23 protein-coding genes are annotated in these 24,009 nt (G+C 70.8%); 11 read left to right on the forward strand and 12 right to left on the reverse strand.

Features of this window, described 5'->3' with window-relative positions:
* Positions 1-26 precede the first annotated feature (26 nt).
* Entirely contained in the window at positions 27-1,538 is a 1,512-nt protein-coding gene (locus tag EGT67_RS19810; RefSeq protein ID WP_127917807.1) for a lipase family protein, read from the forward strand.
* A gap of 72 nt (positions 1,539-1,610) precedes the next feature.
* Here the strand turns inward: EGT67_RS19810 and leuS are convergent, their stop codons facing one another.
* Positions 1,611-4,451 (reverse strand): leucine--tRNA ligase, encoded by a 2,841-nt coding sequence (gene leuS, locus EGT67_RS19815; protein WP_127917808.1) that lies wholly within the window; start codon positions 4,449-4,451, stop codon positions 1,611-1,613.
* 124 nt (positions 4,452-4,575) lie between these two features.
* Between leuS and EGT67_RS19820 the strand changes: the two genes are divergently transcribed.
* Positions 4,576-4,971: an SdpI family protein gene (locus EGT67_RS19820; protein WP_127917809.1), complete on the forward strand. Its 396-nt coding sequence runs from the start codon at positions 4,576-4,578 to the stop codon at positions 4,969-4,971.
* 17 nt (positions 4,972-4,988) lie between these two features.
* On the forward strand, positions 4,989-5,966 hold the full coding sequence (locus EGT67_RS19825) for a DUF1648 domain-containing protein (RefSeq protein ID WP_127917810.1): 978 nt from the start codon (positions 4,989-4,991) through the stop codon (positions 5,964-5,966).
* Positions 5,967-5,969: 3 nt separating this feature from the next.
* Here the strand turns inward: EGT67_RS19825 and EGT67_RS19830 are convergent, their stop codons facing one another.
* Complete coding sequence (locus EGT67_RS19830) at positions 5,970-6,812, reverse strand: LysR family transcriptional regulator (protein WP_127917811.1); 843 nt, start codon at positions 6,810-6,812, stop codon at positions 5,970-5,972.
* A gap of 84 nt (positions 6,813-6,896) precedes the next feature.
* On the opposite strand from EGT67_RS19830, the gene EGT67_RS19835 reads away from it, so the two are divergent.
* The 4 genes from EGT67_RS19835 to EGT67_RS19850 all read left to right on the forward strand — a co-directional run bounded on the left by EGT67_RS19835 (position 6,897) and on the right by EGT67_RS19850 (position 11,080).
* Positions 6,897-7,883, forward strand: a complete 987-nt coding sequence (locus EGT67_RS19835; RefSeq protein ID WP_127917812.1) for a bile acid:sodium symporter family protein — start codon at positions 6,897-6,899, stop codon at positions 7,881-7,883.
* A gap of 102 nt (positions 7,884-7,985) precedes the next feature.
* Complete coding sequence (gad, locus tag EGT67_RS19840) at positions 7,986-9,374, forward strand: glutamate decarboxylase (protein WP_421958149.1); 1,389 nt, start codon at positions 7,986-7,988, stop codon at positions 9,372-9,374.
* Positions 9,375-9,432: 58 nt separating this feature from the next.
* Positions 9,433-10,044 (forward strand): AAA family ATPase, encoded by a 612-nt coding sequence (locus EGT67_RS19845; RefSeq protein ID WP_127917813.1) that lies wholly within the window; start codon positions 9,433-9,435, stop codon positions 10,042-10,044.
* Between the two features lie 64 nt (positions 10,045-10,108).
* The gene (locus tag EGT67_RS19850; protein WP_127917814.1) at positions 10,109-11,080 is read left to right on the forward strand and encodes an alpha/beta hydrolase; all 972 of its coding nucleotides are present in this window, start codon (positions 10,109-10,111) and stop codon (positions 11,078-11,080) included.
* A gap of 6 nt (positions 11,081-11,086) precedes the next feature.
* On the opposite strand, the gene EGT67_RS19855 is transcribed toward EGT67_RS19850, so the two are convergent.
* From EGT67_RS19855 to EGT67_RS19870, 4 genes are all read right to left on the reverse strand, one after another.
* On the reverse strand, positions 11,087-11,692 hold the full coding sequence (locus EGT67_RS19855) for a YqgE/AlgH family protein (protein ID WP_127917815.1): 606 nt from the start codon (positions 11,690-11,692) through the stop codon (positions 11,087-11,089).
* Between the two features lie 64 nt (positions 11,693-11,756).
* Positions 11,757-12,017: a YgaP family membrane protein gene (locus EGT67_RS19860; RefSeq protein ID WP_127917816.1), complete on the reverse strand. Its 261-nt coding sequence runs from the start codon at positions 12,015-12,017 to the stop codon at positions 11,757-11,759.
* Positions 12,018-12,046: 29 nt separating this feature from the next.
* Positions 12,047-12,382: a rhodanese-like domain-containing protein gene (locus EGT67_RS19865; RefSeq protein ID WP_127917817.1), complete on the reverse strand. Its 336-nt coding sequence runs from the start codon at positions 12,380-12,382 to the stop codon at positions 12,047-12,049.
* A gap of 101 nt (positions 12,383-12,483) precedes the next feature.
* Entirely contained in the window at positions 12,484-13,176 is a 693-nt protein-coding gene (locus EGT67_RS19870; RefSeq protein WP_127917818.1) for a TetR/AcrR family transcriptional regulator, read from the reverse strand.
* A 139-nt stretch (positions 13,177-13,315) separates the two neighbouring features.
* Between EGT67_RS19870 and EGT67_RS19875 the strand changes: the two genes are divergently transcribed.
* A complete protein-coding gene (locus tag EGT67_RS19875; RefSeq protein WP_127917819.1) occupies positions 13,316-14,263 on the forward strand; it encodes an NAD-dependent epimerase/dehydratase family protein in 948 nt (315 codons plus the stop codon).
* Positions 14,264-14,272: 9 nt separating this feature from the next.
* Complete coding sequence (locus tag EGT67_RS19880) at positions 14,273-15,577, forward strand: MFS transporter (protein WP_127917820.1); 1,305 nt, start codon at positions 14,273-14,275, stop codon at positions 15,575-15,577.
* 4 nt (positions 15,578-15,581) lie between these two features.
* Here EGT67_RS19880 and EGT67_RS19885 read toward each other — a convergent pair whose 3' ends face one another.
* The 6 genes from EGT67_RS19885 to EGT67_RS19910 all read right to left on the reverse strand — a co-directional run bounded on the left by EGT67_RS19885 (position 15,582) and on the right by EGT67_RS19910 (position 20,794).
* Positions 15,582-16,103, reverse strand: coding sequence for a hypothetical protein (locus tag EGT67_RS19885; protein ID WP_127917821.1), 522 nt, complete (start codon positions 16,101-16,103; stop codon positions 15,582-15,584).
* A 49-nt stretch (positions 16,104-16,152) separates the two neighbouring features.
* Positions 16,153-17,259: a sulfate/molybdate ABC transporter ATP-binding protein gene (locus EGT67_RS19890; RefSeq protein ID WP_127917822.1), complete on the reverse strand. Its 1,107-nt coding sequence runs from the start codon at positions 17,257-17,259 to the stop codon at positions 16,153-16,155.
* The gene (locus tag EGT67_RS19895; RefSeq protein ID WP_127917823.1) at positions 17,256-18,062 is read right to left on the reverse strand and encodes an ABC transporter permease; all 807 of its coding nucleotides are present in this window, start codon (positions 18,060-18,062) and stop codon (positions 17,256-17,258) included. The genes EGT67_RS19890 and EGT67_RS19895 overlap by 4 nt, the downstream gene beginning before the upstream one ends.
* Complete coding sequence (modA, locus tag EGT67_RS19900) at positions 18,059-18,847, reverse strand: molybdate ABC transporter substrate-binding protein (RefSeq protein ID WP_127917824.1); 789 nt, start codon at positions 18,845-18,847, stop codon at positions 18,059-18,061. The genes EGT67_RS19895 and modA overlap by 4 nt, the downstream gene beginning before the upstream one ends.
* Complete coding sequence (locus EGT67_RS19905) at positions 18,844-19,251, reverse strand: TOBE domain-containing protein (protein ID WP_127917825.1); 408 nt, start codon at positions 19,249-19,251, stop codon at positions 18,844-18,846. The genes modA and EGT67_RS19905 overlap by 4 nt, the downstream gene beginning before the upstream one ends.
* Positions 19,252-19,339: 88 nt before the next feature.
* Positions 19,340-20,794, reverse strand: coding sequence for a CCA tRNA nucleotidyltransferase (locus tag EGT67_RS19910; RefSeq protein ID WP_127917826.1), 1,455 nt, complete (start codon positions 20,792-20,794; stop codon positions 19,340-19,342).
* Positions 20,795-20,904: 110 nt separating this feature from the next.
* On the opposite strand from EGT67_RS19910, the gene EGT67_RS19915 reads away from it, so the two are divergent.
* Both EGT67_RS19915 and EGT67_RS19920 read left to right on the forward strand, forming a co-directional pair.
* Positions 20,905-21,459, forward strand: coding sequence for an NUDIX hydrolase (locus EGT67_RS19915; protein WP_127917827.1), 555 nt, complete (start codon positions 20,905-20,907; stop codon positions 21,457-21,459).
* Positions 21,456-23,939, forward strand: coding sequence for a glycoprotein (locus EGT67_RS19920; protein ID WP_127917828.1), 2,484 nt, complete (start codon positions 21,456-21,458; stop codon positions 23,937-23,939). Before EGT67_RS19915 ends, EGT67_RS19920 begins: the two co-directional genes overlap by 4 nt.
* Positions 23,940-24,009: the final 70 nt, after the last annotated feature.

Below are 24,009 nucleotides of genomic sequence, written 5' to 3' on the forward strand. Positions count from 1 at the left end.
GCAGAGGCGCTGCTACCGTCCCGCGCATGTCAATCCAGCACGGGGGTATCTGGGGTCGGGCGTTCGTCGCCGCACTCGCGGTGACAGTCGTGGTCGGAGGTGGCGCCGCAGGCACGGCCGCGGCCCAATCGAGTGGCAGTGCGCTGCCGAACACCAGCATCGGCGGACTGGGATCGACCGGCAGCGCCGCCGGACAGGGATCGGTCGGCGGCGGGTCGTTGACCGACGGGACGGGCTCGGACGGCACCGCGTCGAACGGCACCACGCCGATCACCGGATCGCTGGGGACCGCGTCGTTGGCCAGGTCGGCGTTCGGTTCCTGGATTCCCGGCTCGGTCGACTCGTCGGTGTCGCCACCGGATCTGACGCCGCCGCCGCTCGACACGTTGCACCAGGAGATGCAGCCTTCCCCGATCGGCGACCCGTTCTTCGACGAGTACCCGCCCGGACTGCCCGGCATGACGCCCGGCCAGGTCATCGAGACCCGCGACGTGACGCCGGTCGCCCGCCTGCTCCCGCTCGGGCCGGTGCGCGAGGTACGGCAGATCAAGGTGAGGTCCACCGACGCGACCGGGGCGCCGTCGTTCGCGACCGCGACCCTCGTCATCCCCGCCGTGGACTGGACCGGTCCCGGCCCGCGCCCGGTGCTGGTGAACAACGTGCCGATCAACGGCCTCGGGCGGGCCTGCACCCCCTCCCACACCATGGCGAACGGCATCACGCCGTCGACGAACCTCATCGAGTTCCTCCGGCCCGTGACGGCGAAGGCCGAGGAACGCGGCTACGCGGTGCTCATCCCCGACCACGAGGGCCCGCAGATGGCGTACGGGGAGCCGTACATGGCCGGGCACGCGATCCTCGACACCATCCGCGGCATCCGCAATGCGTACGGGGCGGAGTTCGGCAGTAGCAAGCTCGCGATGATGGGCTACTCCGGCGGCGCGATCGCCACACACGGCGCGGCCAAGCTGATCGACTCGTACGCACCGGAATTGGCCCCCGACATCGTCGGCGCCGCGTTCGGTGGCGTGCCCGCCGACTTCCAGATGCTCGGGCGCACCATGAACGGCAACCTCGCCAGTGGACTCTTCCTCGCGGCGGTGCTGGGGATCGCGCGGGAGCGCACCCAGATCCTGCCCGTGATCAACAGTCTGGGGCAGCGGCTGGCCATCTCCTCCATCAAGGACATGTGCGTGGGCAACGTGGGGGTGCTCGGCCTCCTGAACGCCCCCGTCGAGGCACTCGCGAACGTCAAGGACGCACTGGATTCACCTGTCGCACACGACATCTACAACATCACGAAGATGGCGGGCATCAAGTCCGGCACCCCGCTCTACATCTACAACGGCGGGCAGGACTGGTGGATCCCCGCGCTGGGTGCCCGCAACCTGTACGACGAGCAGTGCGGGCTCGGCGTCAGCGCCGTCTACCGACAGGTGCCCGGTGAACACCTGCTCGGCGAGGCGATAGGCAACCCCGGGGCGTTCGACTGGGTCGACGCCCTCTTCCAAGGGCAGCCCGCACCCGACGAGTGCTGAACCACCCCATACAAAGCTGAAGGGTCCCTTCACCCGCTCGCAGCGCGTGAAGGGACCCTTCAGCCGTCTCGACTAGAGGACGACGTTCACCATCTTGCCGGGAACGACGATCACCTTGCGGGGATCCTTGCCGTCCAGCAGCGCCACGATCTTCTCGTCCGCGAGGGCGACCTTCTCGATGTCCTCGCGGGCCGCGTCGGCGGCGACGTTGATGCGGCTGCGGACCTTGCCGTTGACCTGGATCGGGTACTCGACGGTGTCCTCGACCAGCCACTTCTCGTCGGCGGTCGGGAACGGGCCGTGCGCCAGCGACTCGGTGTGCCCCAGACGCGACCACAGCTCCTCCGCGAGGTGCGGGGCGACCGGGCCGAGCATCAGCGCGAGCGGTTCGACCGCCCACCGCGGGGCACCGGCCGGGTACTCCTTGGTGAGGTGGTTGGTGTACTCGATCAGCTTGGCCACCGCGGTGTTGTCGCGCAGCGCCGCGTAGTCCTCGGCGACGCCGGCGATCGTCTTGTTGAGCGCACGCAGCGTGCCCTCGGACGGCTCCGCGTCGGTGACGCGCAGGTCACCGGTCTCCTCGTCGACGACGACGCGCCACGCACGCTGCAGGAAGCGGTGCGCACCGATGACGTCCTTGGTCGCCCACGGACGGGAGGTGTCCAGCGGACCCATCGCCATCTCGTAGACGCGCAGGGTGTCGGCACCGAACTCGTCGCAGATCTGGTCCGGCGCAACGGAATTCTTGAGGCTCTTGCCCATCTTTCCGTACTCGCGCTTGACCTCGGCGCCCTGGTAGAAGAACTTGCCGTCCTCCTCGGTCACCTCGGCCGCCGGCACGTAGACCCCGCGCTCGTCGGTGTACGCGTACGCCTGGATGTAGCCCTGGTTGTACAGGCGGCGGTACGGCTCGCTGGAGCTGACGTAGCCCAGGTCGAACAGCACCTTGTGCCAGAACCGCGAGTACAGCAGGTGCAGCACCGCGTGCTCGACGCCGCCGACGTACAGGTCGACACCACCGGGATCGTTGGGGCCGTGGATGTCCGGGCGCGGACCGGTCCAGTAGGCCTCGTTCTCGGGGGCGACGAACTGCTCGCTGTTGGTGGGGTCGATGTAGCGCAGCTGGTACCACGAGCTGCCCGCCCACTGCGGCATCACGTTGGTGTCGCGGTGGTAGCTCTTCAGGCCGTCGCCGAGGTCGAGCTCGACGTCGACCCAGTCGGACGCCTTCGCCAGCGGGGGAGAGGGCTCGGAGCTGGCGTCGTCCGGATCGAACGACACCGGCGCGTAGTCCTCGACCTCCGGAAGTTCTACCGGCAGAGCCGATTCCGGCAGCGGGTGCGCGACGCCCTGCTCGTCGTAGACGATCGGGAACGGCTCGCCCCAGTAGCGCTGGCGCGCGAACAGCCAGTCGCGCAGCTTGTACTGGATGGTGCCGGTGCCGACGCCGTCCGCCTCGAGTCGCGCGATGACGGTCTTCTTGGCGTCCGCGACGTCCAGGCCGTCCAGGTACTCGGAGTTCACGAGCGGTCCGTCGCCGGTGAACGCCGCCTCGGACAGGTCGCCGCCCTTGATGACCTCGACGATGTCCAGGCCGAACGCGGTCGCGAACTCCCAGTCGCGCTGGTCGTGGCCGGGGACGGCCATGATCGCGCCGGTGCCGTAGCCGGTGAGCACGTAGTCGGCGATGAACACCGGCAGCTCGTGGCCGTTGACCGGGTTGACGGCGTAGACGCCGAGGAAGACGCCGGTCTTCTCCTTGTTCTCCTGGCGCTCGAGGTCGCTCTTCGCGGCGATCGACGCGCGGTAGGCCGCGACGGCCTCCGCCGGGGTGGCCGCGCCACCGGTCCAGCGCGGGTCGACGCCCTCCGGCCACTCGGCCGCCACCAGCTGGTCCACCAGCTCGTGCTCAGGCGCCAGCGTCACGTACGTGGCACCGAACAGCGTGTCCGGACGGGTGGTGAACACCTCGATGTCGTGGCCGCGGGCCGCGAACTTCACCTGGGCGCCGTGCGAGCGGCCGATCCAGTTGCGCTGCATGGACTTGACCTTGTCCGGCCAGTCCAGGTACTCGAGGTCGTCGACCAGGCGGTCCGAGTACGCAGTGATGCGCATCATCCACTGCTGCAGGTGCTTCCGGAACACCGGGAAGTTGCCGCGCTCGCTGCGGCCGTCCGCGGTGACCTCCTCGTTCGCCAGCACCGTGCCCAGGCCGGGGCACCAGTTGACCATCGAATCCGAGTGGTAGACGAGGCGGTACGAGTCGAGCACCTTGCTGCGCTCGACCGCGTCCAGCGAGGCCCAGTCCCGTCCGTCGTCGAGCGGGCGCTCACCCGACGCGAACTCGGCCTCGAGCTCGGAGATGCGGCGCGCCTTGCCCTGCGCGGTGTCGTACCAGGCGTTGTAGATCTGCAGGAAGATCCACTGCGTCCAGTGGTAGAAGTCGACGTCCGTCGTCGCGACGGAGCGGCGCTCGTCGTGGCCCAGGCCCAGACGACGCAGCTGACGCTGCATGTTCGCGATGTTCGCCTCGGTCGTGGTGCGCGGATGCGTGCCCGTCTGCACCGCGTACTGCTCGGCCGGCAGACCGAAGGCGTCGTAGCCGAGGGTGTGCAGGACGTTGTGGCCCTGCATGCGGTGGTAGCGCGCGAAGACGTCGGTGGCGATGTAGCCGAGCGGGTGCCCGACGTGCAGGCCCGCGCCCGACGGGTACGGGAACATGTCCTGGACGAACAGCTTGTCGGCGGGCACGTCACCCGCCAGCGGACCCACCGGGTTGGGCGCATTGAAGGTCCCGCGCTCGCTCCACAGGTCCTGCCAGCGCTTCTCGATACGCCCGGCGAGTTCCGCGGTATAGCGGTGCTGCGGCGTCGAATCGTCTGGGGATGAGGCTTGCTGAACTGGCTCGGTCACTGTGGTCGCTATCTACTTGGATGACGGGAATTCCGTCAACCAGGGTAAAGCGTCGGCGGACCCGGACGACACCCAGTTACACCCGGGAACACCCGCCCGTACGACCAGGCTCTATCGTGGATGCGTGGTCATCGTCGCTGTCGTGCTGTTCCTCGCCGCTGTCGCACTCGCCGCAGTGGGCATCGCCGGACTGACCGGTCGCCTCGAACGCAACCGCTGGGCCGGTGTGCGCACCCCCCAATCGCTGCGCGACGACGAGACGTTCGCCCTGGCCAACAAGGTCGCCGCCCCCACCATGCTGGCGTCGGCCGCGGTGCTGGCGATCGGCGGTCTCGCGGCAGTCCTGCTCGACGGGGCCCTGCCGATCGTCGCGGTGGCCGTCGCCCTGGTCGCCGCCTTCTTCGTCACCGCCGCCGGCGGCACCCTCGGCTCCAAGGCCGCGGCCGCGCTGCCCGAGACCAGCGGCTGCGGCACGTCCTGCGGCGCCTGCAGCCTCAAGGGCGCATGCGAACCGGCCTGACTGGTTGAATCCCGGGTGTGACCACACCCACACCTAGCCCCCGCGTCATCGATCCTGCGGGCGTCTTCTTCGGCGTCGTCGTACCGGTGCTGGCCTCGGCCGCGGGCGTCGTGCTGACGTACGTCCTCGAACCCCGACTGCCCGAGCAGATCGCAACCCAGTGGTCGGGCGGCGCCGCCGGCAGTTTCACGAGCCCCACCACCAGCGCGTGGTCGATGGCCGCGATCGTGCTGCTGATCGGCGGCGGCTGCAGCGCCATGGCGGCGCTCGCCCAGGCCCAGCTGATGATGCGCCGGGTCATGCTGCTGATCGGACTCACCGTCGTCGGCGTGATCGTCACCGGGGAGATCGCGATGATCGTCGGCCAGGTCGACGCGGCCGCGACCGACGCCACCGCGCCGGTCGGCGCGCTCGTGCTGGGTTTCGCGCTCGGAGCGGTCGTGGGTCTCGTCGGGGCGTCCCTGCTTCGCGACTACCGCGTCCGCGCCGTGGCCCGCCAGGCACCGGCGGCGGACCTGCCCCGCGGCACGGTGGACCTGCCGATCGCCGACCAGGTCGGCATGGGCGCGGGTGGGCTCCTGGGGACGGCGCTCGCTCTCGCGGCGCCCGCGGTCCTCGTGTGCTGGCTGACCGGCGTGTGGTGGCCGCTGGGCCTGTATCTACCGGTGGTGCTGCTCGCCGTCGTCCTGCTGCAGTTCCGACTCGTCGTCGACGCCGACAGCATCCGCGTACAGAACATGGGCATGTCGGTGCTCGAGTACGGCACCGACGAGGTGCTCGGCGCCAAGGTCACCCACCTGCGCCCGTTCCAGGACTTCGGCGGCTGGGGGCTCAAGACGAAGGGCCGGGGCAACTACGGCGTCGTCACCCGCACCGGGCCGGCCGTCGTGATCACGTTCGCATGCGGACATCAGCTGACCGTCACCACCGCGCGGGCCGAGGAGGTCGCGGGCGCCCTCAACACCCTCGCCGACCGGCGCCTCGCCCGGTCCTGACCATCACAGGGCGGACGCCCGGATCGCCTCCATGAGCGCCGACTCGGGGCCGCTGGGCGTGCTCGACCGACCCATCAGCACGAACTCGACGTCGCCCGGGTCCGGCAGGCCGAGGCGATCGCCGACGGGCCGCAGCTCGGTCGGCAGCAGCGAGTTCGCGTGCACGATGAACCCGAGACCCGCCAGGACGGCGGCGCGCAGTCCCGCGCGGCTGTTCGCCAGGCAGGTGATCCGGCTCGGCAGGCGCGTCGTCTCGAGGGCGCCGAGTGCGCACGCGCGGGTGATGCTCGGCGGGGGGTAGACCACGAGCGGGACCGGCGTCGACGGATCCCACTGGGACTCCGTCGTCCCGCCCCACACCAGCCGGTCCCGCCACACCAGCTCGCCGTGCGTCTCGCCGGACCGGCGCATCACGAACGCCAGGTCGAGGTCCCCGGCCCGCAGCTGCGCATGGACGGTGCGGCTCAGACCCACCGTGAGCTGGAGGTCGACGAGGGGGTGGCTGCGCCGGAAGTCCCGCAGGATCTCGGGCAGCCCCTTGGCGACCAGATCCTCCGCCGCCCCGAACCGCAGCCGCCCGGCGAGGGTCGAGCCCTCGAAGTACCGGCTGGCCCGGTCGTGCGCGTCGAGGATCGAGCGGGCGAATCCGACCATCGCGGTGCCGTCGGCGGTGAGATCCACGGTGTGCGTGTCGCGGGCGACGAGCGCGCAGCCGGCGGCCTTCTCGAGCCGGGCGATGTGCCCGCTGACGGTGGACTGTCGCAGCCCCAACTGGCGGGCGGCGGCGGTGAAACCGCCCGTCTGCTCGACGGCGAGGAAGGTCCTGAGGAGAACCGGATCGAACATGTGTCCTGCCTATCACGAAATGTGATCACAGTTAACGAGTTGAACGGCTTTCATGATCAAATACGGGACGGATACCGTTGACCGGTGAAGTTTCTGAGCAGGTTCTACATCGACGGATTCATCCTGGCCATCGTCGCGGTGGCGATCCTCGGAAGCCTGTTCCCGGTATCCGGCAGCGGACAGACCGTCCTCGACTGGGCCACCAAGATCGCGATCGGCTTCCTGTTCCTGCTCTACGGCGCGCGACTGTCGCCGGCCGAGGCGCTGCAGGGACTCAAGCACTGGCGCCTGCACTCGGTGGTGTTCGCCGCAACGTTCGTGCTGTTCCCGCTGATCGGCCTGGCGCTGCGGATCCTGGTGCCGACGGTCATCACCGACGAGATGTACACCGGCATCCTGTACCTGTGCCTGGTGCCGTCGACGGTGCAGTCGTCGATCGCGTTCACCTCGATCGCGCGCGGCAACGTCGCGGGCGCGATCGTGAGCGCGTCGTTCTCCAACCTGCTGGGCGTGTTCGTGACGCCGCTGCTGGTGATCCTGTTGATGAACACCACCGGCGAGGCGACCGTCGACTTCTCGTCGGTGCTCGACATCGTCCTGCAGTTGCTGCTGCCGTTCATGATCGGCCAGCTCATCCGCCCGCTCGTCATCGACTGGCTGAGGAAGTACGCGGAGCCGACCAAGCTCGTCGACCGCGGGTCCATCCTGCTCGTGGTGTTCTCGGCGTTCAGCGAGTCGATGAACGAACACGTCTGGAGCACCGTGACGGTGCTGGAGATCGTCGCCGTGGTCGCGGTGTGCTGCGGCATCCTGGCCGCGGTCCTCGGCATCACCGCCTTCGCCGGCAAGAAGCTGGGATTCTCGCTGCCCGACCGGATCGTCATCATCTTCTGCGGCTCGAAGAAGAGCCTCGCGACGGGCCTTCCGATGGCGTCGGTGCTGTTCGCCGGTCAGCCGGTGGGTCTGATCGTGCTGCCGCTGATGATCTTCCACCAGATCCAGCTGATCGTCTGCGCCGCGCTGGCACAGCGGTTCGCGAAACGGACCGATCCGGAGCCGATCACTTCCTGACCACCTGCTCGTTCGCGCACGCTGTCGCGGCACCTGCGGTTCAATGGGAGGGACCGTTCAGGTGTGTCCGATGAAACTGCCGATGTGCATTCGGAGGCGAACGTGAGCAAGAGCCACCCCGACGAGTCCCGCGACGTCATCATGCCCGCTTACACGGGCCGACTCGATACGAATCCCGTTCCCGCACTGCGCCTGCCCGAAGACGCGATGGACCCGCGCGCGGCGTACCGCTTCATCCACGACGAGCTGATGCTCGACGGCAGTTCGCGACTCAACCTCGCGACGTTCGTGACGACGTGGATGGACACCGAGGCCAGCCTGCTGATGGCCGAGACGTTCGACAAGAACCTCATCGACAAGGACGAGTACCCGGCGACGTCGGCGATCGAACAGCGCTGCGTCAACATGGTGGCCGCGTTGTTCAACGCACCGGGATTGTCCGCCACCGATCCGGGGTCGGCGGCCGGCGTCTCGACTATCGGCTCGAGCGAGGCCGTCATGCTCGCCGGCCTGGCGTTGAAGTGGCGCTGGCGGCAGGCACGCGAGCGGGCCGGTGTGGACGCGTCCAAGCCGAAACTGGTGATGGGCAGCAACGTTCAGGTGGTCTGGGAGAAATTCTGCCGATACTTCGACGTCGAACCGGTGTACCTGCCGATGGAACCGGGCCGGTACGTGATCACCACGGAGCAGGTCACGGCCGCGGTGGACGAGAACACCATCGGCGTCGTCGCGATCTTCGGCACCACCTATACCGGCGAACTGGAACCGGTCAAGGAGATCGCGGAGGCGCTCGACGCCATCGCGGCCCGCGGTGGGCCCGACGTCCCGCTGCACGTGGACGCCGCAAGCGGTGGATTCGTCGTTCCGTTCCTGCATCCGGAACTGGTGTGGGACTTCAGGATTCCACGCGTGGTCTCGATCAACGTGAGCGGCCACAAATACGGTCTCACCTATCCGGGCATCGGATTCGTGATCTGGCGCGACCACGAATGCCTTCCCGAGGACCTGGTGTTCCGGGTGAACTACCTCGGCGGCGACATGCCCACGTTCACCCTCAACTTCTCGCGTCCCGGCAACCAGATCGTGGGCCAGTACTACAACTTCCTCCGACTCGGACGCTCCGGTTACCGGAGCATCATGCAGACGCTGCGGAGTACCGCGATGTGGTTGAGCGCCAAGATTTCCGAGGAAGGTACTTTCCGGGTCATCAGCAATGGTTCGGGCATACCGGTCATCGCGTTCGAACTCACCGGCGACCCGGGGTTCACGGTTTTCGACGTCTCCCACGAACTGCGCGCCCACGGCTGGCAGGTACCGGCCTACACGATGCCCGCCGACGCGACCGACGTCGCGGTCCTGCGCATCGTGGTCCGGGAGGGCTTCAGCGCCGACCTGGCCCGACTGCTGTTCGACGACATCGTCAACGTGTGCACGCACCTGCGCGAGGAGGGCGTCGCCATCCACTCCGAGGCCCGGCACTTCGCGCACTGACCCGCCTTCTGCCGAGCCCGCCCCCGCCCCTTCCCGGAGCCGACCTAGACTCGGCGCCGTGCTCGTGTGGATCAACGGCGCGTTCGGCGCGGGAAAGACGCAGACGGCGTTCGAGTTGCACCGACGCCTCCCCGGCGCGCACGTCGCCGATCCCGAACTCATCGGGTTCGGGATCCACCGGATGCTCCCGGCGTCGGCGCGTGGCGACTTCCAGGACCGACCCCAGTGGCGGTCGGCGGTCGTCGCGACCCTGGCCGACGCGGTGGCGGCCCACGACGGGCCCGTGATCGTGCCGATGACGCTCGTCGATCCGGGCTACTTCGACGAGATCATGTCCGGCCTGGCGGCCGCCGGCGTGGAGGTGCGGCACTACGCGCTGATCGCCTCGCCCGACACCCTCCGGCGACGGCTACGGACGCGCAGCGGGTACTGGCTGGGTCGCGCGGTGGGGCGGGAGGACACCTGGGCGATGCAGCAGATCGACCGCTGCGTCGCGGCCCTGCGGTCGGAGCGGTTCGCGGAACACGTCGCCACCGACGATCGCGCCGTGGACGACGTCGTCGAGGACATCGCCGCGCGCGCCGGCCTGCACCTGTCCGGCGCCCGGCTGAACCGGGTTCGCCACCAGGTGCGCCGAGCCGCGGTGGGACTCCGGCACATCCGACTCTGAAGCTGGTTTGCGCCCCCGGGCAGGCGGGTATCCGGCCCGGGATCCCGCCTCGAAGGAGCCGTGAATGTCCGCGCTGCCCGATCCGCCCGAGCCCGTACTGGAGACTGCCGCAAGGGAACTCGCCGAGGCGACGAATCCCCATCCCCGGATCTACGAGGTTCCGCCCGAACAGGGTCGCAAGATCCTCGCCGACCTGCAGAGCGGCGACGGGGTGCCGAAGCCGCTCGTCGAGGAACAGTGGGCGGACGTCGACGCCGGACCGCACGGGACGGTCCGGACCCGGATCGTGCGCCCCGTCGAGGCGTCCGGGGACCTGCCCGTCCTGATCTACATCCACGGCGCCGGCTGGGTGTTCGGCGACGAGAACACCCACGACCGCCTGGTGCGGGAACTCGCCGTCGGCGCGGGTGTCGCGGTCGTCTTCCCGGTGTACGACCGCGCCCCGGAGGCGAAGTACCCGGTGCAGATCGAACAGAACTACGCGGCGGCGCGGTGGGTCGCGAAGCAGGGCCGCGGGTACGGCCTGGACACCTCCCGTGTCGCGGTGTGCGGGGACTCGGTGGGCGGGAACATGGCGACGGTCCTGGCCCTCATGGCCGCCGAGCGCGGCGACATCGACCTGCGCGCGCAGGTACTGCTCTACCCGGTGACGAACGCCGACTTCGACACCGCGTCCTACCTGCAGTTCGCCGACGGGTACTACCTCACCCGCGCCGGCATGCAGTGGTTCTGGGACCAGTACCTTCCCGACCCGGCCCAGCGGGGCGACGTGTACGCGTCGCCGCTTCAGGCGTCCGGGGACCGGTTGGCGGCCCTGCCGACCACGCTGGTGATCACCGACGAGGCCGACGTTCTGCGCGACGAGGGCGAGGCCTACGCGGCGAAACTGCGCGCCGCGGGCGTCGACGTCACCGCCGTCCGCGTCGGCGGGATGGTGCACGACTTCCTGATGCTCGACAGCTTGCGGGACTGCCGCGCGACCGTGGTGGCACGCGCCCTGGCCATCGGGGCAGTGCGGCGCGCGCTCGTCGAGTAGCGCGGGTCAGTTCAGGTCGACGTCGATCGGGTGCGTCGCGAGCAGCGCGAGCGGCATGGGCTGCCGGCGCAGCACCTGACCCCAGACGTCCGCGCGGGGCGGGCTGACCACGTCGGAAGCCAATGCGGACAACACGATCCAGTCGTCGTGCTCGATTTCGGAGTCGAGTTGGCCGAACGTCCAGCCCGCGTAGCCGGCGAAGATCCGCAGCCCCTCGATCAGCGGCGCGATCACGTCGGGGTCGGCGTCGAGGTCCACCATGACGACCCGGCCGTCGATGCGGCGCAGGCCGTCCACACCGGTGGTGTCGGCGCCGGTGCGCAGCGTCGCCAGGCACAGCGCGGCGTCCCGGGTGACCGGGCCGCCGACGTAGATCGCCTCGGGCTCGGACGCGAGGTCCGCCCACTGCGGCAGCACCTCCTGCACCGAGGTGTCGCTGCGGCGGTTGATCACGACGCCCAGGCTGCCGGCGTCGTTGTGCTCGATCATGTAGACGACCGTGCGACGGAACGTCGGCTCGAACAGTTCGGTCGACGACACCAGCAGGCTTCCCGGCCGTACCACGGGCTGGGCCGGGGCCGTGCGGTCCTCAGGGTCCTCCGAGTGCGCCACGGGGCCATCATCTCATCGACGCGGCCGCGACGGGAGATGCGAACCGTGATCCGCCGTGTCGCGACTAGGCCGCGTCGACCTCGCCGCGACCGGCCGGTACCGGGCACGCGGCGGCGCGGGGCACGCCGAGGTTCTGCAGCAGCAGGCTCATCGGGCACCAGCCGACGATTCCGTAAAGGACGAGGTTCGCGGACGCGAACGCCGTCAGGCCGCGCCACTTGGGCGAGTGCGTGCGGCCGAGCAGCAGGCTCGTACCGACCACCGAACCACCGAGCAGCGGGACGATGCGCTCGATGGACCAACCGGAATGCTTGGGCAGTGCCATTTCCAGATCTCCTCGTGGATGTGTGGATGTCAGGCGGTGATCTCCAGGCCCGCACGCCGCCAGGCGTCCATGCCCCCGCGCACCGAGTACGCCTCGGCGCCGGCGCGCGCGAGCACGCGGGCCGCGGTGGCCGACCGCCCGCCGGACCGGCAGATCGCGACGACCGGCCGATCACCGACGGCGTCGGGGCCGCGCTCGATCACCTCGTGCAGCGGCAGGTGCGTGGCGCCGGGCGCGTGCCCCGAGTCCCATTCGGGAAGGGACCGCACGTCCAGCAGGACCGCGCCCCCCTCGACGAGGTTCCGGGCCTCGTGGACGTCGACGACGCCGTACGACTTGCGGAAGAGCTTCGACAGTAGGGCCACCCTGCTCGCTTTCTCCAGACCCCCGAGGGGGTCGTTCAATCCACACTGTATACCCCGAGGGGTATAGGGGTCGACGTGTCGTCGACCACGTTTGCGACCGCCTACGCCAGCCCCACGACCTGGTCGAGGACCACGAGATGGTGCTCGAACAGCGCCGCCGGATCGGCGAAGGTGTCGGCGCCATACTGCCCGAACACCTCGAAGTTCACCGCACCGAACAGCGCCGCCCAGGCCATCACGCCGCGGGCGAGGAGATCGTCGCGGACGGTCAGCCCCATCTCGCCCCGGATCCGGTCCAGGTCGGCGGCCAGCCCCGGATCGACGGACACCTCGGGCAGCGCGACCGCACCGGCTCGGTACGCGGCCTCGACGATGCCCACCATCGCGACGACGACCCGCGTCCCGGGACCGGTCGTGCGCTCGGCCGGCGCGTGATAGCCGGGCACCGGACTGCCGAAGAGCAGCGCGTACCGGGCGGGTTCGCGCACGGCCCACGCCCGCACGGCGCGGGCGAGCGCGTGCAACCGGCCGCGGTGGTCGTCGACCGGCAGCGCGTCCACGGCGGCGTTCACCTCCGCGCCCAACTCGGTGTAGCCGTCGACGACCAGCAACGTGAGCAGTTCGTCGCGGCTCGCGACGTACCGGTACACCGCCGACGAGACCACCCCGAGATCCCGCGCGACGGCCCGCAGCGACAGCGCGGCCGCGCCGTGGGTGGCGAGGTGTTCGCGTCCGATGCGGGTGATCTCGGCGAGCGTCTGCTCGCGGGCGCGTTCGCGCGGGGTGACGGTCATGCCCCCACCCTGCCCGAGAAACGAGAGCACTGTCAACAAAAGAGAGCACTGCTCTTGACATCGCCGCAACGAGGGCGCATGGTGAGAAAAGAGAGCAGTGCTCTCGGTTCTGGAATCTCCTAGAGAAAGCGAGCACGCAATGTCGAATCTGCAGGTAGTGACCGGGGCGGGACCCGTCGGCTGGACCGTCGCCGAGCAGTTGGCGGACGCCGGCCACGACGTGCGGGTGCTGACCCGTTCGGGCAGCGGGCCGGTCCATCCGCGGATCGAACGCCGGAAGGTGGACGTCTCCGATCCCGCGGCCCTCGCGCCGGCGCTCGAGGGCGCCACCGCGGTCTTCCACTGCATCCACGGCTCCGCCTACGACGCCCGGGCCTGGGAGCGTGAACTGCCCGCCGCCGAGCGGGTGGTGATGGACGCCGCCCAGCGCATCGGTGCCGTCGTGGTGTTCCCGGAGAGCCTGTACTCGTACGGCCGCCCCGACGGCCCGATGACCGAGGACAGCCCGCGCACCGCGACCACCGGAAAGCTCGGCGTCCGCACCCGACTGCTCGCGGCCCGCGCCGCGCACCCGGTCCCCACGGTCAGCGTCGTCGCGTCCGACTTCTTCGGACCGCACGTCCGCGGCGCACACGCGGGCGAGCGGATGGTGCCGTCGGCGTTGGCCGGGAAGACCATTCGCGTGATGGGACGCGCCGACGTCGTCCATTCGTTCACGTACGTGCCGGACCTGGCGGCGGCGATGATCGCCGCCGCGCACGACACCCGACTGTGGAACACCGTGCTGCACGCGCCCACCGCGCCGGCGGTGACGCAACGACAGATGGTGGAGACCTTCGCGAACGCGGCGCAGGTGTCCGCACCGAAGGTCGGCACGCTGCCGGGGTGGCTGCTGCGCACCGTCGGCGCGGTGCACCGCCCCACGCGGGAACTGGCCGAGACGCTGTACCAGTTCGAGGCCCCGTTCGTCATGGACTCGCACCGCAGCGAGCAGTTGCTGGGCCTGGCACCCACCCCGCTCGACGAGGCGGCCGCCGCGACCGTCCGGTGGTGGCGGAACGAGTTGACGGCGCGGGCCGACCGATAGGGTCACCATGTGCGCAGATGGAGTTCGGTTCGGGGGTCGTGGGCGGCCGCCGCGACGACGCTGCGCCACTCGCCCGGCCTCGCTCGCCTCACGGCGGTCCGGTTCGCGAGCCAGTTCGGCGACGGGCTGTTCCAGGCGGCGCTCGGCGGCGCGATCCTGTTCAATCCGGAACGCGAGACCGAACCGCTCGCGATCGCGGCCGGCTTCGCGGTGCTGCTGCTGCCGTACTCGGTGATCGGCCCGTTCGCGGGCGCGTTGCTCGACCGCTGGGACCGCCGCGCAGTGCTGCTGTGGGCAAACCTGCTGCGCGGCAGCCTCATCCTCGTCATCGCGGCCCTGCTGATCGCCGGGGCGGGGGAGACGCCGCTGCTGATCCTGGCGCTCGCCGCGATCGGGGTCAGCCGGTTCGTTCTCGCGGGCGTCTCGGCGTCCCTGCCCCACGTGGTTCGTCAGAGTTGGTTGGTGCCAACCAATTCCGTGCTCGCCACCGCCGGGTCGGTGTTCTCGGCTCTCGGCGCCGCGACCGCCGTGACGATCATCGGTCTGGTGGGGGAGGGCGACCGGGGCTCCGGCGTGGCGGTGGCGGCCGGGGCGGTGGGGTCGGTGATCGCGGCGTGGGCGGTGAGCGGTTTCGCGCTCCATGCTCTCGGACCGACGGAGGTGGACACCGGCGCGACCGGATCGCTCGGGACCGTCACCGCGGTGCTGTCGGGCCTGCGCACCGGCGCGACGGCCGTCTGGAAGGCCCCCGGCGTGACCACCACGATGATCGGAATCGGCGTCCACCGCATCGCGTTCGGCATCAACACGCTCCTGATGGTGCTCATCCTGCGGCACCCGGCGGCCGGGTCCACGCTGCCCGGCGGCCTCGCCGGCTTCGGCGTCGCGGTGGGTGCCACCGCCGCCGGCATGCTCCTGGCGGCGCTCGCGACGCCGTGGCTGATTCCCCGCCTCGGACGCTCGCGCACCGTCACCCTGGCGCTCGTCTTCGCGACCGTCGTGCAGGCCACGCTCATCGCGTCGCTGTCGCAACCGCTGCTGCTCGTGGGCGCGTTCCTGCTCGGCTTCGCCGGCCAGACCGTCAAGCTCACCGGCGACGCCGCGATGCAGATCGACATCGACGACGACCGCCGCGGCCAGGTGTTCGCGCTGCAGGACACCGTCTTCAACATCGCGTTCTGCGCGTCCCTCGCCGCGGCGGCCACCGTGGTGGCACCGGACGGGCAGTCGCTCGGCCTGGTCCTCGCCGCCGCCGGGATCTACGCCCTCGGCGTCGTCGGGGTCGCGATCAACTCCCGCCGCACCGCCGCCTGAGCACTCACGCCTCACCCCGGTGCACCGTGTCGAGGCGGCCGTCGCCGTCGCTGTCGGTCAGGCGCACCGACAGGCGGTCCGGGTCCTCCTCGGCCACCAGCACGGTGTCGTACCGGGCACCGTCGCGAGTCGAGACCAGCACGACGTCCGGTGACCCGTCGCCGTCCAGGTCGACGACGGCGTCGTCGACCTCCCCGTCACCGTCGTGGTCGGCGCTGCGCCACCCCGCCGGGGCCGGGGGCGGGGTGGACGGGAAGCGCTCGCGCGGCACCTCCTGCGCCCAGACGCCGCCGCGCGCCGGATCGGCGAACCAGCGGGCCGACGACCCTCCCGCGTCCAGCACCGCCCGGTCGACCACCCCGTCGCCGTCCGCATCCCACATCGCGTCGTCGAGCAGGCCGTCACCGTCGAAATCCAGACGCACCGCGTCGAACACACCGTCGCCGTCGAGGTCCAGATCCGCCGCCGACGACCACACGCTCGGGTCGCCGTGGCCGGTGCCGAACCAGTACTCGAGTGCTCCCATACCTGGGTGGACGCGCGGCGGCGCCGATCGGTTCCGTCGACGACCCCGCCTATGCGCCCGCGGCGGGACCGCCGGGATACACCGCCACCTCGGTGGCCTTGACCGCGAACCACACGTCGTCACCGGGGGTGAGGTCGAGTTCGGCGACCGCGCCGGCCGTGACGTCGGCCATGAGCCCGGGCGACCCGTCCCGGTGGTCCTCGGCCCGGACCCGGATGGCGTGCCCCTGCCCGCCCGACCCCTGCCGGCCCTCGATCTCCGCGATCCGTACGCGGAACAGGTTGCGGGGGCTTCCTTCCGGGTGGATCCGGTGGATCGCGACCGCGGAGGGCGCGAACACCGCGACGGCGGGTTCACCGGGGACGCATCCGGTCTCGGCGATGCCGTGAACGGCCCCGGCGACGGTGTCCAGTCCGTCGGCGCCGACCTTGCCCGACAGCAGGTTGATCCCGGCGATCCGCGCCGCGAAGACGCTGCGTGGACGGGTGAGCACCCGATCCACCGACCCCGCCTCGACGATCCGGCCGCCGTCCACCACCACCGCGCGGTCGGCGAGCGAAAGCGCATCCAGCACATCGTGGGTCACGAGGATCGCGGTGCGGTCACCGGCGCGCAGGACCCGACGCAGCAGCGCCCGCACGGCCGGGGCCGCGCCGACGTCGAGGGCGGCCATCGGCTCGTCGAGCAGCAACAGTCCGGGTTCGGCGGCCAGCGCCCGCGCCACCGCGACGCGCTGCGCCTGGCCACCGGACAACTGCCGCGGACGCCGGTCCGCGAGCGCGACCGCGTCGACCTCCTCGAGCCACCGCGTCGCCGCCGCGTACGACTCGCGCCGACCCCGCCCGGCGCTGCGCGGTGCGAACGCGACGTTCTCCCGCACCGTCAGGTGCGGGAACAACAGCGGCTCCTGGGCGAGAAGCCCCACCGATCGGCGGTGTGGTTGCACCGCAACATCTCTCGCAGTGTCGGTGAGGACGCGGTCGTCGAGCACAACGCGCCCGTCGTCGGGCCGCAGCAGACCGGCGACGACGTCGAGCAGCGTGGACTTGCCCGCGCCGTTGGGCCCGAGCACGGCGAGCACCTCGCCCGACGCGACCGCGAGTTCGACGTCGAGTCCGCGCGACGCGACCCGCGCGCGCACCTCGAGGCCGGTCACAGCGCACCCGCCGCGCGTCGGGTCCGGGCGCCGAGGACGATCGCGACGGCCACCACGACCAGCACCAGCGACAGTGCCACCGCGGCCTCCGGGTCGGTCTCGCGTTGCAGGTAGATCTCGAGCGGGAGGGTGCGCGTCACCCCCTGCAGGCTGCCGGCGAACGTGAGGGTGGCGCCGAATTCACCTAGCGCACGGGCGAAGGCGAGCACCGCACCGGACACCAGGCCGGGCAGCACCAGCGGCACCGTGACCCGGCACAGCACGGTGGTGGGCGGGGCCCCCAGTGTCGCCGCGACGGCCTCGTAGCGCCGACCGGCGGTGCGCAGGGCACCCTCGAGGCTGATCACGAGGAACGGAAGCGCGACGAACGTCTGAGCCAGCACCACCGCCGTGGTGGAGAAGGCGATCTGGATGCCCGCGACCTCGAGGTGCCGACCGACCAACCCCTTCCGGCCGAAGGTGTAGAGCAGCGCCAGGCCGCCCACCACCGGGGGCAGCACCAGCGGCAGCAGCACCAGCGCGCGCAGCGCCGCCAGGCCCGGGAACCGGCATCGCGCCGACACCAGCGCCATCGGCACCCCCAGCAGGACGCACAGCACCGTGCTGACCGACGCCGTCTTCAGGCTCAGTTCGAGTGCCGCCAAGGATGATTCGGACGTCACCAGCTCGACGAAGTTGGCCCAGTCCACCCCGGCGAGCATCGCGACGAGCGGCAGCACCACCAGGAGGCCGCCCGCGGCCGCGGAAACGTAGATCCAGGCCGGGAGTCCGGCCGGGATCCGCTCCGGCGGCCGGCCGGTCACGGCGTGCCGAATCCCGCGTCGGACATCACCCGCCGACCCTCCGGGCCGATCACGAGCTCGACGAATTCTCCTGCCACTTCCCGATTCTCGGACTTGTTCAGGACCGCGATCGGGTAGGTGTTGACCACCTTCGCGGACTCGGGGAACGGGATCCCGGTGACCTTGCCGTCCGCGGCGGTGACGTCGGTGACGTAGACCAGCCCGGCGTCGGCCTGACCGGTGACGACCTTCCCGAGGACGTCGGTGACCGAGGACTCCTCGCTCACCGGGGACAGCCGCACCCCCGCCGCGTCCGCGACCCGGCGCGTCGCGGTCCCGCACGGCACCTGCGGCGCGCAGACGACCAGGTGCACGTCGGGCCGCGCCAGGTCCGCGAACGACGTGATGTTCGCCGGGTTGCCCGGCGGGACGGCGATGGTGAGCACGTTGGTGGCGAAGTTGACCGGGTCGGCCGCGGTGAGGCCGGCGCCCCGCGCCTTGGTCATGTTCGCGGTGTCCGCAGACGCGAAGACGTCGCCGGGCGCGCCCTGGTCCAGCTGCGTGAACAGGTCGGAGGAGCCGCCGAAGTTGAACACCACCCGGGTCCCGGGGTGCGAGGCCTCGAAGCGCCGTCCCAGTTCGGTGAACGTCGAACGCAGCGACGCCGCCGCGAACACCGTGATCGATTCGGCGGGCTGCCGCGTGTCGGGCTCGGTGCCGGCGTCGGTCGCGCCCGACCCGCACCCGGCGACGGCCGTCGCCAGGACCGCGACGAGCGCCGCGACGGTGACCCGCAGTCGCCTCACGACGGTGCCCCCGGCGTCTCGACGATCACGGTCGTCGCCTTCACCACGGCGACGGCCACGCTGCCCGGCTCCAGCTTCAACTCCCGCGCCGACTCCGCGCTCATCAGCGAGACCACGGCGAACGGTCCGCACTGCATCTCCACCTGCGCCATCACCCCGTCGGCGACCACCCGGGTGACGAGGCCGACGAACCGGTTGCGCGCCGAGCTGCCCACCCCGAGCGGGTTCTCCGGCGCCGGCGCCGCGTTGGCGCGGGCGAAGTCGGCGAGCTGCTTGCCGTCGACGACCATGCGGCCGGCGTCGTCCTTGTGCGCGGCGAGTGTGCCGGCGTCGACCCACCGCCGGACGGTGTCGTCGCTGACGCCGAGCAGCTGCGCGGCGTCGCGGATCCGGATGTCAGGCATCCACGGAGTGTAGATCCGCAGATGCGGAACCATCAATCGATCCGATCCGAATCTGCGATGCGTCCGGCCGGTCGGTCCTCCCGGCGGCTCAGCCCTTCTGCTGCTCCGCCCACCACTTCAGCAACTCCGCCTCCGCCTCGTCGCGGTCGAGGGGACCGCGGTCCAGGCGCAGCTCCTTGAGGTACTTCCACGCCTTGCCCACCTGCGGGCCCGCGGGAATGCCGAGCAGTTCCATGATCGCGTTGCCGTCGAGGTCCGGGCGCACCCGCGCCAGGTCCTCCTGCTCGGCGATCCGGGCGATCCTGACCTCGAGGTCGTCGTACGTGGCCTGCAGCGCCGCGGCGCGGCGCTTGTTGCGGGTGGTGCAGTCGGCGCGGACCAGCTTGTGCAGCCGCGGCAGCAGGTCGCCGGCGTCGGTGACGTAGCGGCGAACCGCCGAATCAGTCCACTGCCCCTTGCCGTACCCGTGGAACCGCAGGTGCAGGAACACCAGCTGACCCACCTCGTCGACCATCTGCTTGGAGTACTTCAGCGCCCGCATCCGCCGCCGCACCAGCTTGGCGCCGACGACCTCGTGGTGGTGGAAGCTGACGCCGCCGCCCGGCTCGTTGCGCTTGGTGTCGGGCTTGCCGATGTCGTGCAGCAGCGCCGCCCAGCGCAGCACCAGGTCCGGGTCGCCGTCTTCGAGGTCGATGGCCTGCCTGAGCACCGTCAGCGAGTGCCAGTACACGTCCTTGTGCTGGTGGTGCTCGTCGATCTCGAGCTTCAGCTGGGGAATCTCCGGGATCACCCGGGCCGCCAGCCCCGTCTCGCACATGACGTTGATGCCGTCGATCGGGTACTCGCCGAGGATCAGCTTGTCGAGTTCCGTGCGCACCCGCTCGGCGGTGATCCGCTCGATCTGCCCGGCCATGTCGACGATCGCCTGATGCACCCGCGACGCCAGGGTGAAGCCGAGTTGCGAGACGAACCGGCAGGCGCGCAGCATCCGCAGCGGATCGTCGTTGAACGAGATCTCGGGCGCCGCGGGGGTGTCCAGCACGCCGTCGAGCAGCGCGCCCATCCCGTCCAGCGGGTCGACGAACTCGAACGAGCCGTCCGCGCCGATCCGCACGGCCATCGCGTTGACCGTGAAGTCGCGGCGGACCAGGTCCTCCTCGAGCGTCGTGCCGTACTGCACCTCGGGATTGCGGGTGACGCCGTCGTAGGTGTCGGTGCGGTACGTCGTGATCTCGATCTGATCGTCGCCCTTGGCCGCGCTGATCGTGCCGAACGCGATGCCGGTGTCCCACTGGTTGTCGGCCCAGCCGCGCAGGATGTCCTGCACCTGCTCGGGACGGGCGTCGGTGGTGAAGTCCAGATCGGTGCCGAGCCGGCCCAGGACCGCGTCGCGCACACTGCCGCCCACCAGGTACAGCTCGTGTCCGGCGTCGGCGAATCTGGCCCCGAGCGGGGTCAGAACGTCCGACAGGGTGCTCAGGGTCTCGTGCGCACCGCGGAGCAGTCGGGCACGCCGTTCGGCGTCGGGGGTGGGGGCATTCACGTCAGCAAACCTTACCGAGGTCGACGACCGCCCGAACGCGCATGCAGCGCCCCAACCCACGAGGGCGTGGGAGTCCGGCCGGTCCTGGTTTGTCAACTACGATCAATGAGGTGTCCGCCGCCGAACGTGCAAACCGTAACCGCCGCTCCTCGCGGCGGCGCGGCGCGGGCGCCGGATCCGCCACGCCCCACATGCGGACCGTGCGCGAAACCTCCGCCGGGGGACTGGTCGTCGACGGCCTCGGCGGCCCCCGGGACAAACTGTGCGCCGCCCTGATCGGACGGACCGACCGCCGCGGCCGCCTGCTGTGGTCGCTGCCGAAGGGACACATCGAACAGGGCGAGACCGCCGAGCAGACCGCGATGCGCGAGGTCGCGGAGGAGACCGGCATCCGTGGTGCCGTCGTCGCCTCCCTCGGCAGCATCGATTACTGGTTCGTCACCGAGGGCCGGCGCGTGCACAAGACCGTGCACCACTACCTGATGCGGTCGCTCGGCGGTGAGCTGTCCGACGCCGACATCGAGGTCACCGAGGTGGCCTGGGTGCCGCTGTCCGAGCTGGACTCCCGCCTCGCCTACGCCGACGAGCGCAAGCTCGCGGAGATCGCCGGCCAACTCATCGCGGACATGGAACCCTCACGCACCAGGGGGTCCGACGCGGAATGACAGTGGCATCGCGTCCGGCATGGCGACGATCCGGTGCCACGGTCCTCACGGCGCTGACTCTCGTCCTCATGCTGATCAGTGCAGTGCTGGTCGGCACCCTCGGCGCCGGTTTCGCGTCCGCGCAGACCACGACGTCGGGCGAGTCCGGGACGGGGTCCGACGCGGCCACGTCCACCACCCGGGCCCCGGCGACCAAGTCGCGGGCGCAACCGGAGTTCCTGAGCCTGCACATCGACGACGTCACGCCGACCACCGTGACGACCACGACCGAACCCGTCGTCACCGTCACCGGGACCGTCACCAACGTCGGCGACCGCCCGGTCACCGACATCGGGGTCCGGCTCCAACGGGCCCCCGTGGTGGACTCGAGCCTGGAGCTGCGCACATCGCTGGAGCTCGATCAGGGCGAGTTCGACGTCGTCGGCCCGTTCGTCGAGGTCGCGGACAGCCTCGACGAGGGTGAGCGGAAGCAGTTCACGCTGTCGCTGCCGCTGCGCTCGGTCTCCGGGGCGTCCCTCGACATCACCGAGCCCGGCGTCTACCCGCTGCTGGTCAACGTCAACGGCACCCCCGCGTACGGCGGACAGGCGCGCCTCGACGACGCCCGGTTCCTGCTCCCGGTGCTGGGGCTGCCGCAGGCGGGGGGCACCTCGGACAGCACCCCGCAGGGGTCGGCCTCGACGTCCCCGACAGCCCCGGTTCCCCCGGACACGTCCAACCCGCTGGCGGTCACGCTGCTGTGGCCGCTCGCGGACGAGCCGCAGCTGGCCGCCGGGATCCCCGGATCGGCCAACGAGAAGGTCCGGCTGGTGGACGACGACCTCGCAGGGTCCCTCTCGCAGGGCGGCCGGCTCGACCAGCTGCTCGGTGCCGCCGAGATCGCGACCGGCCCCGACATGGACCGCGACCGCCGGCTCACCGACAGCATGTGCCTCGCCGTCGACCCCGACCTGCTGATCACCGTCAGCAACATGACCCAGGGCTACCTGGTGGTCGACGATCCGGCGGACCCGACCGGGCCCGCCCACGACGGTGAAGGACGCGACGCCGCCGCAGCGTGGCTGGAGCGACTCGAGACGCTCGCCCGGAAGATGTGCATCACCGCGGTCCCGTTCGCGCAGGTCGACCTCGCGGCGCTGAGCCGGGTGGACGACGGTGCCCTGACCCGGAGCGCGCTGGAGTCGCCCGCCGAGATCGTTGACACGATCCTCGGGGTGACCTCGCTCCGGAACGTGACGTGGCCGGACTCCGGTGTCCTCGACGAGGCGTCGGCGCAGATGCTGCACCGGCTCGGCCCCACCACGACGCTGCTGGCGGCGAACGCGGTCGAGTCCACGTCGTCGTCGGGGCGGACGGTGACGATCGCGGGCGGCGGCGAGGACGCCGTCGACGCCGCCCTGTTCGACGTCTCGGCGGCCGCCGCGCTGGCCGCCGTCGGCTCCGACCCGCAGACGCCGTCGTACGTTCCCGAACGCGCCCGCTACAACCTGGACCGGGACTCGCGCACGGCGCGCCTGCAGGACGCGCTGGGCGCGGTGACCTGGCTGTCGTTGCAGGGCTCGGGCAGCACCTCGGGGGCGACGGCCACGACGCGCACGTCGGACCGGTCGATGCTGATCGTCCCGCCGCAGCAGTGGTCGGCCGACGGCGACGAGGCCTCCGCGGTCCTGTCGACGGTCGCCACCCTGCTGCGTTCCGGCCTCGCGACCTCGCGGTCCCTGGAGAAGGTGACCGAGCAGCGGCCCACGACGGCGCAGGTCGCGGACCTGGCCTACCCTCAGCGCGCGATCGTCGACGGCACCCCCGAATCGGTCGAATGGGGGGTCGGGATGCAGAGCCCGCGCATCGACGAGATGACGCAGGCGCTGGTCGAGGACCCGCAGGTGCCGCTGACGCCGACCCGGTTCATGGCACCGCTGCGCGAGGACCTGGTGCGGGCGATGAGCCTGTCGGGACGGCGGGACCAGGACACCGCGACGGCCACCGCCGCCGAGCAGGCCGCCCACACCCGTGTCGGCGACGTCGCCGCCGCGATCGACGGCATGTACGCGGCGGTCACGATCCTCGCCCCGGGCGGCGTGTACACGCTCGCGTCCGAGCAGAGCCCGCTGCTGCTGGTGGCGCGCAACGACCTGCCGGTGGCCATCACCGTGCAACTGCAGGTCGACGCCCCCGAAGGCGTGCAGATCACCGACATCGGGCCGCAACAGCTGCCGCCGCGCGGCAGTCGGTCGCTGCAGGTTCCCGCCGAGATCTCCGACTCGCGCACCATGGTGGTGGATTTCTCACTGACCACCGAAAGCGGCCATGAACTGGGAGAACAGACCTCCGTCACGGTGCGGTCGAACGCGTACGGCCAAGCTTTGGCGATAATTACCGCGTGTGCTGGTGCACTTCTGCTGTTCCTCGCCGGGCGCCGACTCTGGCACCGGTTCCGGGGCCAGCCGGATCGAGCCGACGAAGGGTATGAACGTCAATGACCGAGAACTCTCCCGGCGAGGGCTATCGGTCGTCGGCGCGGCCGACACCACGAGACCCTGGTGCCCCACA

The organism is Prescottella agglutinans, assembly GCF_004011865.1.
Taxonomy (GTDB): Bacteria; Actinomycetota; Actinomycetes; order Mycobacteriales; family Mycobacteriaceae; genus Prescottella; species Prescottella agglutinans.

Bases quoted from the DNA above. Each gene is read 5' to 3' on its own strand.
- EGT67_RS19810 (WP_127917807.1), top strand. From the start codon at position 27: ATGTCAATCCAGCACGGGGGTATCTGGGGTCGGGCGTTCGTCGCCGCA.
- EGT67_RS19830 (WP_127917811.1), bottom strand. From the start codon at position 6,812: ATGTTCGATCCGGTTCTCCTCAGGACCTTCCTCGCCGTCGAGCAGACG.
- EGT67_RS19850 (WP_127917814.1), top strand. From the start codon at position 10,109: ATGTCCGCGCTGCCCGATCCGCCCGAGCCCGTACTGGAGACTGCCGCA.
- EGT67_RS19860 (WP_127917816.1), bottom strand. From the start codon at position 12,017: ATGGCACTGCCCAAGCATTCCGGTTGGTCCATCGAGCGCATCGTCCCG.
- EGT67_RS19870 (WP_127917818.1), bottom strand. From the start codon at position 13,176: ATGACCGTCACCCCGCGCGAACGCGCCCGCGAGCAGACGCTCGCCGAG.
- EGT67_RS19875 (WP_127917819.1), top strand. From the start codon at position 13,316: ATGTCGAATCTGCAGGTAGTGACCGGGGCGGGACCCGTCGGCTGGACC.
- EGT67_RS19885 (WP_127917821.1), bottom strand. From the start codon at position 16,103: ATGGGAGCACTCGAGTACTGGTTCGGCACCGGCCACGGCGACCCGAGC.
- EGT67_RS19905 (WP_127917825.1), bottom strand. From the start codon at position 19,251: ATGCCTGACATCCGGATCCGCGACGCCGCGCAGCTGCTCGGCGTCAGC.
- EGT67_RS19920 (WP_127917828.1), top strand. From the start codon at position 21,456: ATGACAGTGGCATCGCGTCCGGCATGGCGACGATCCGGTGCCACGGTC.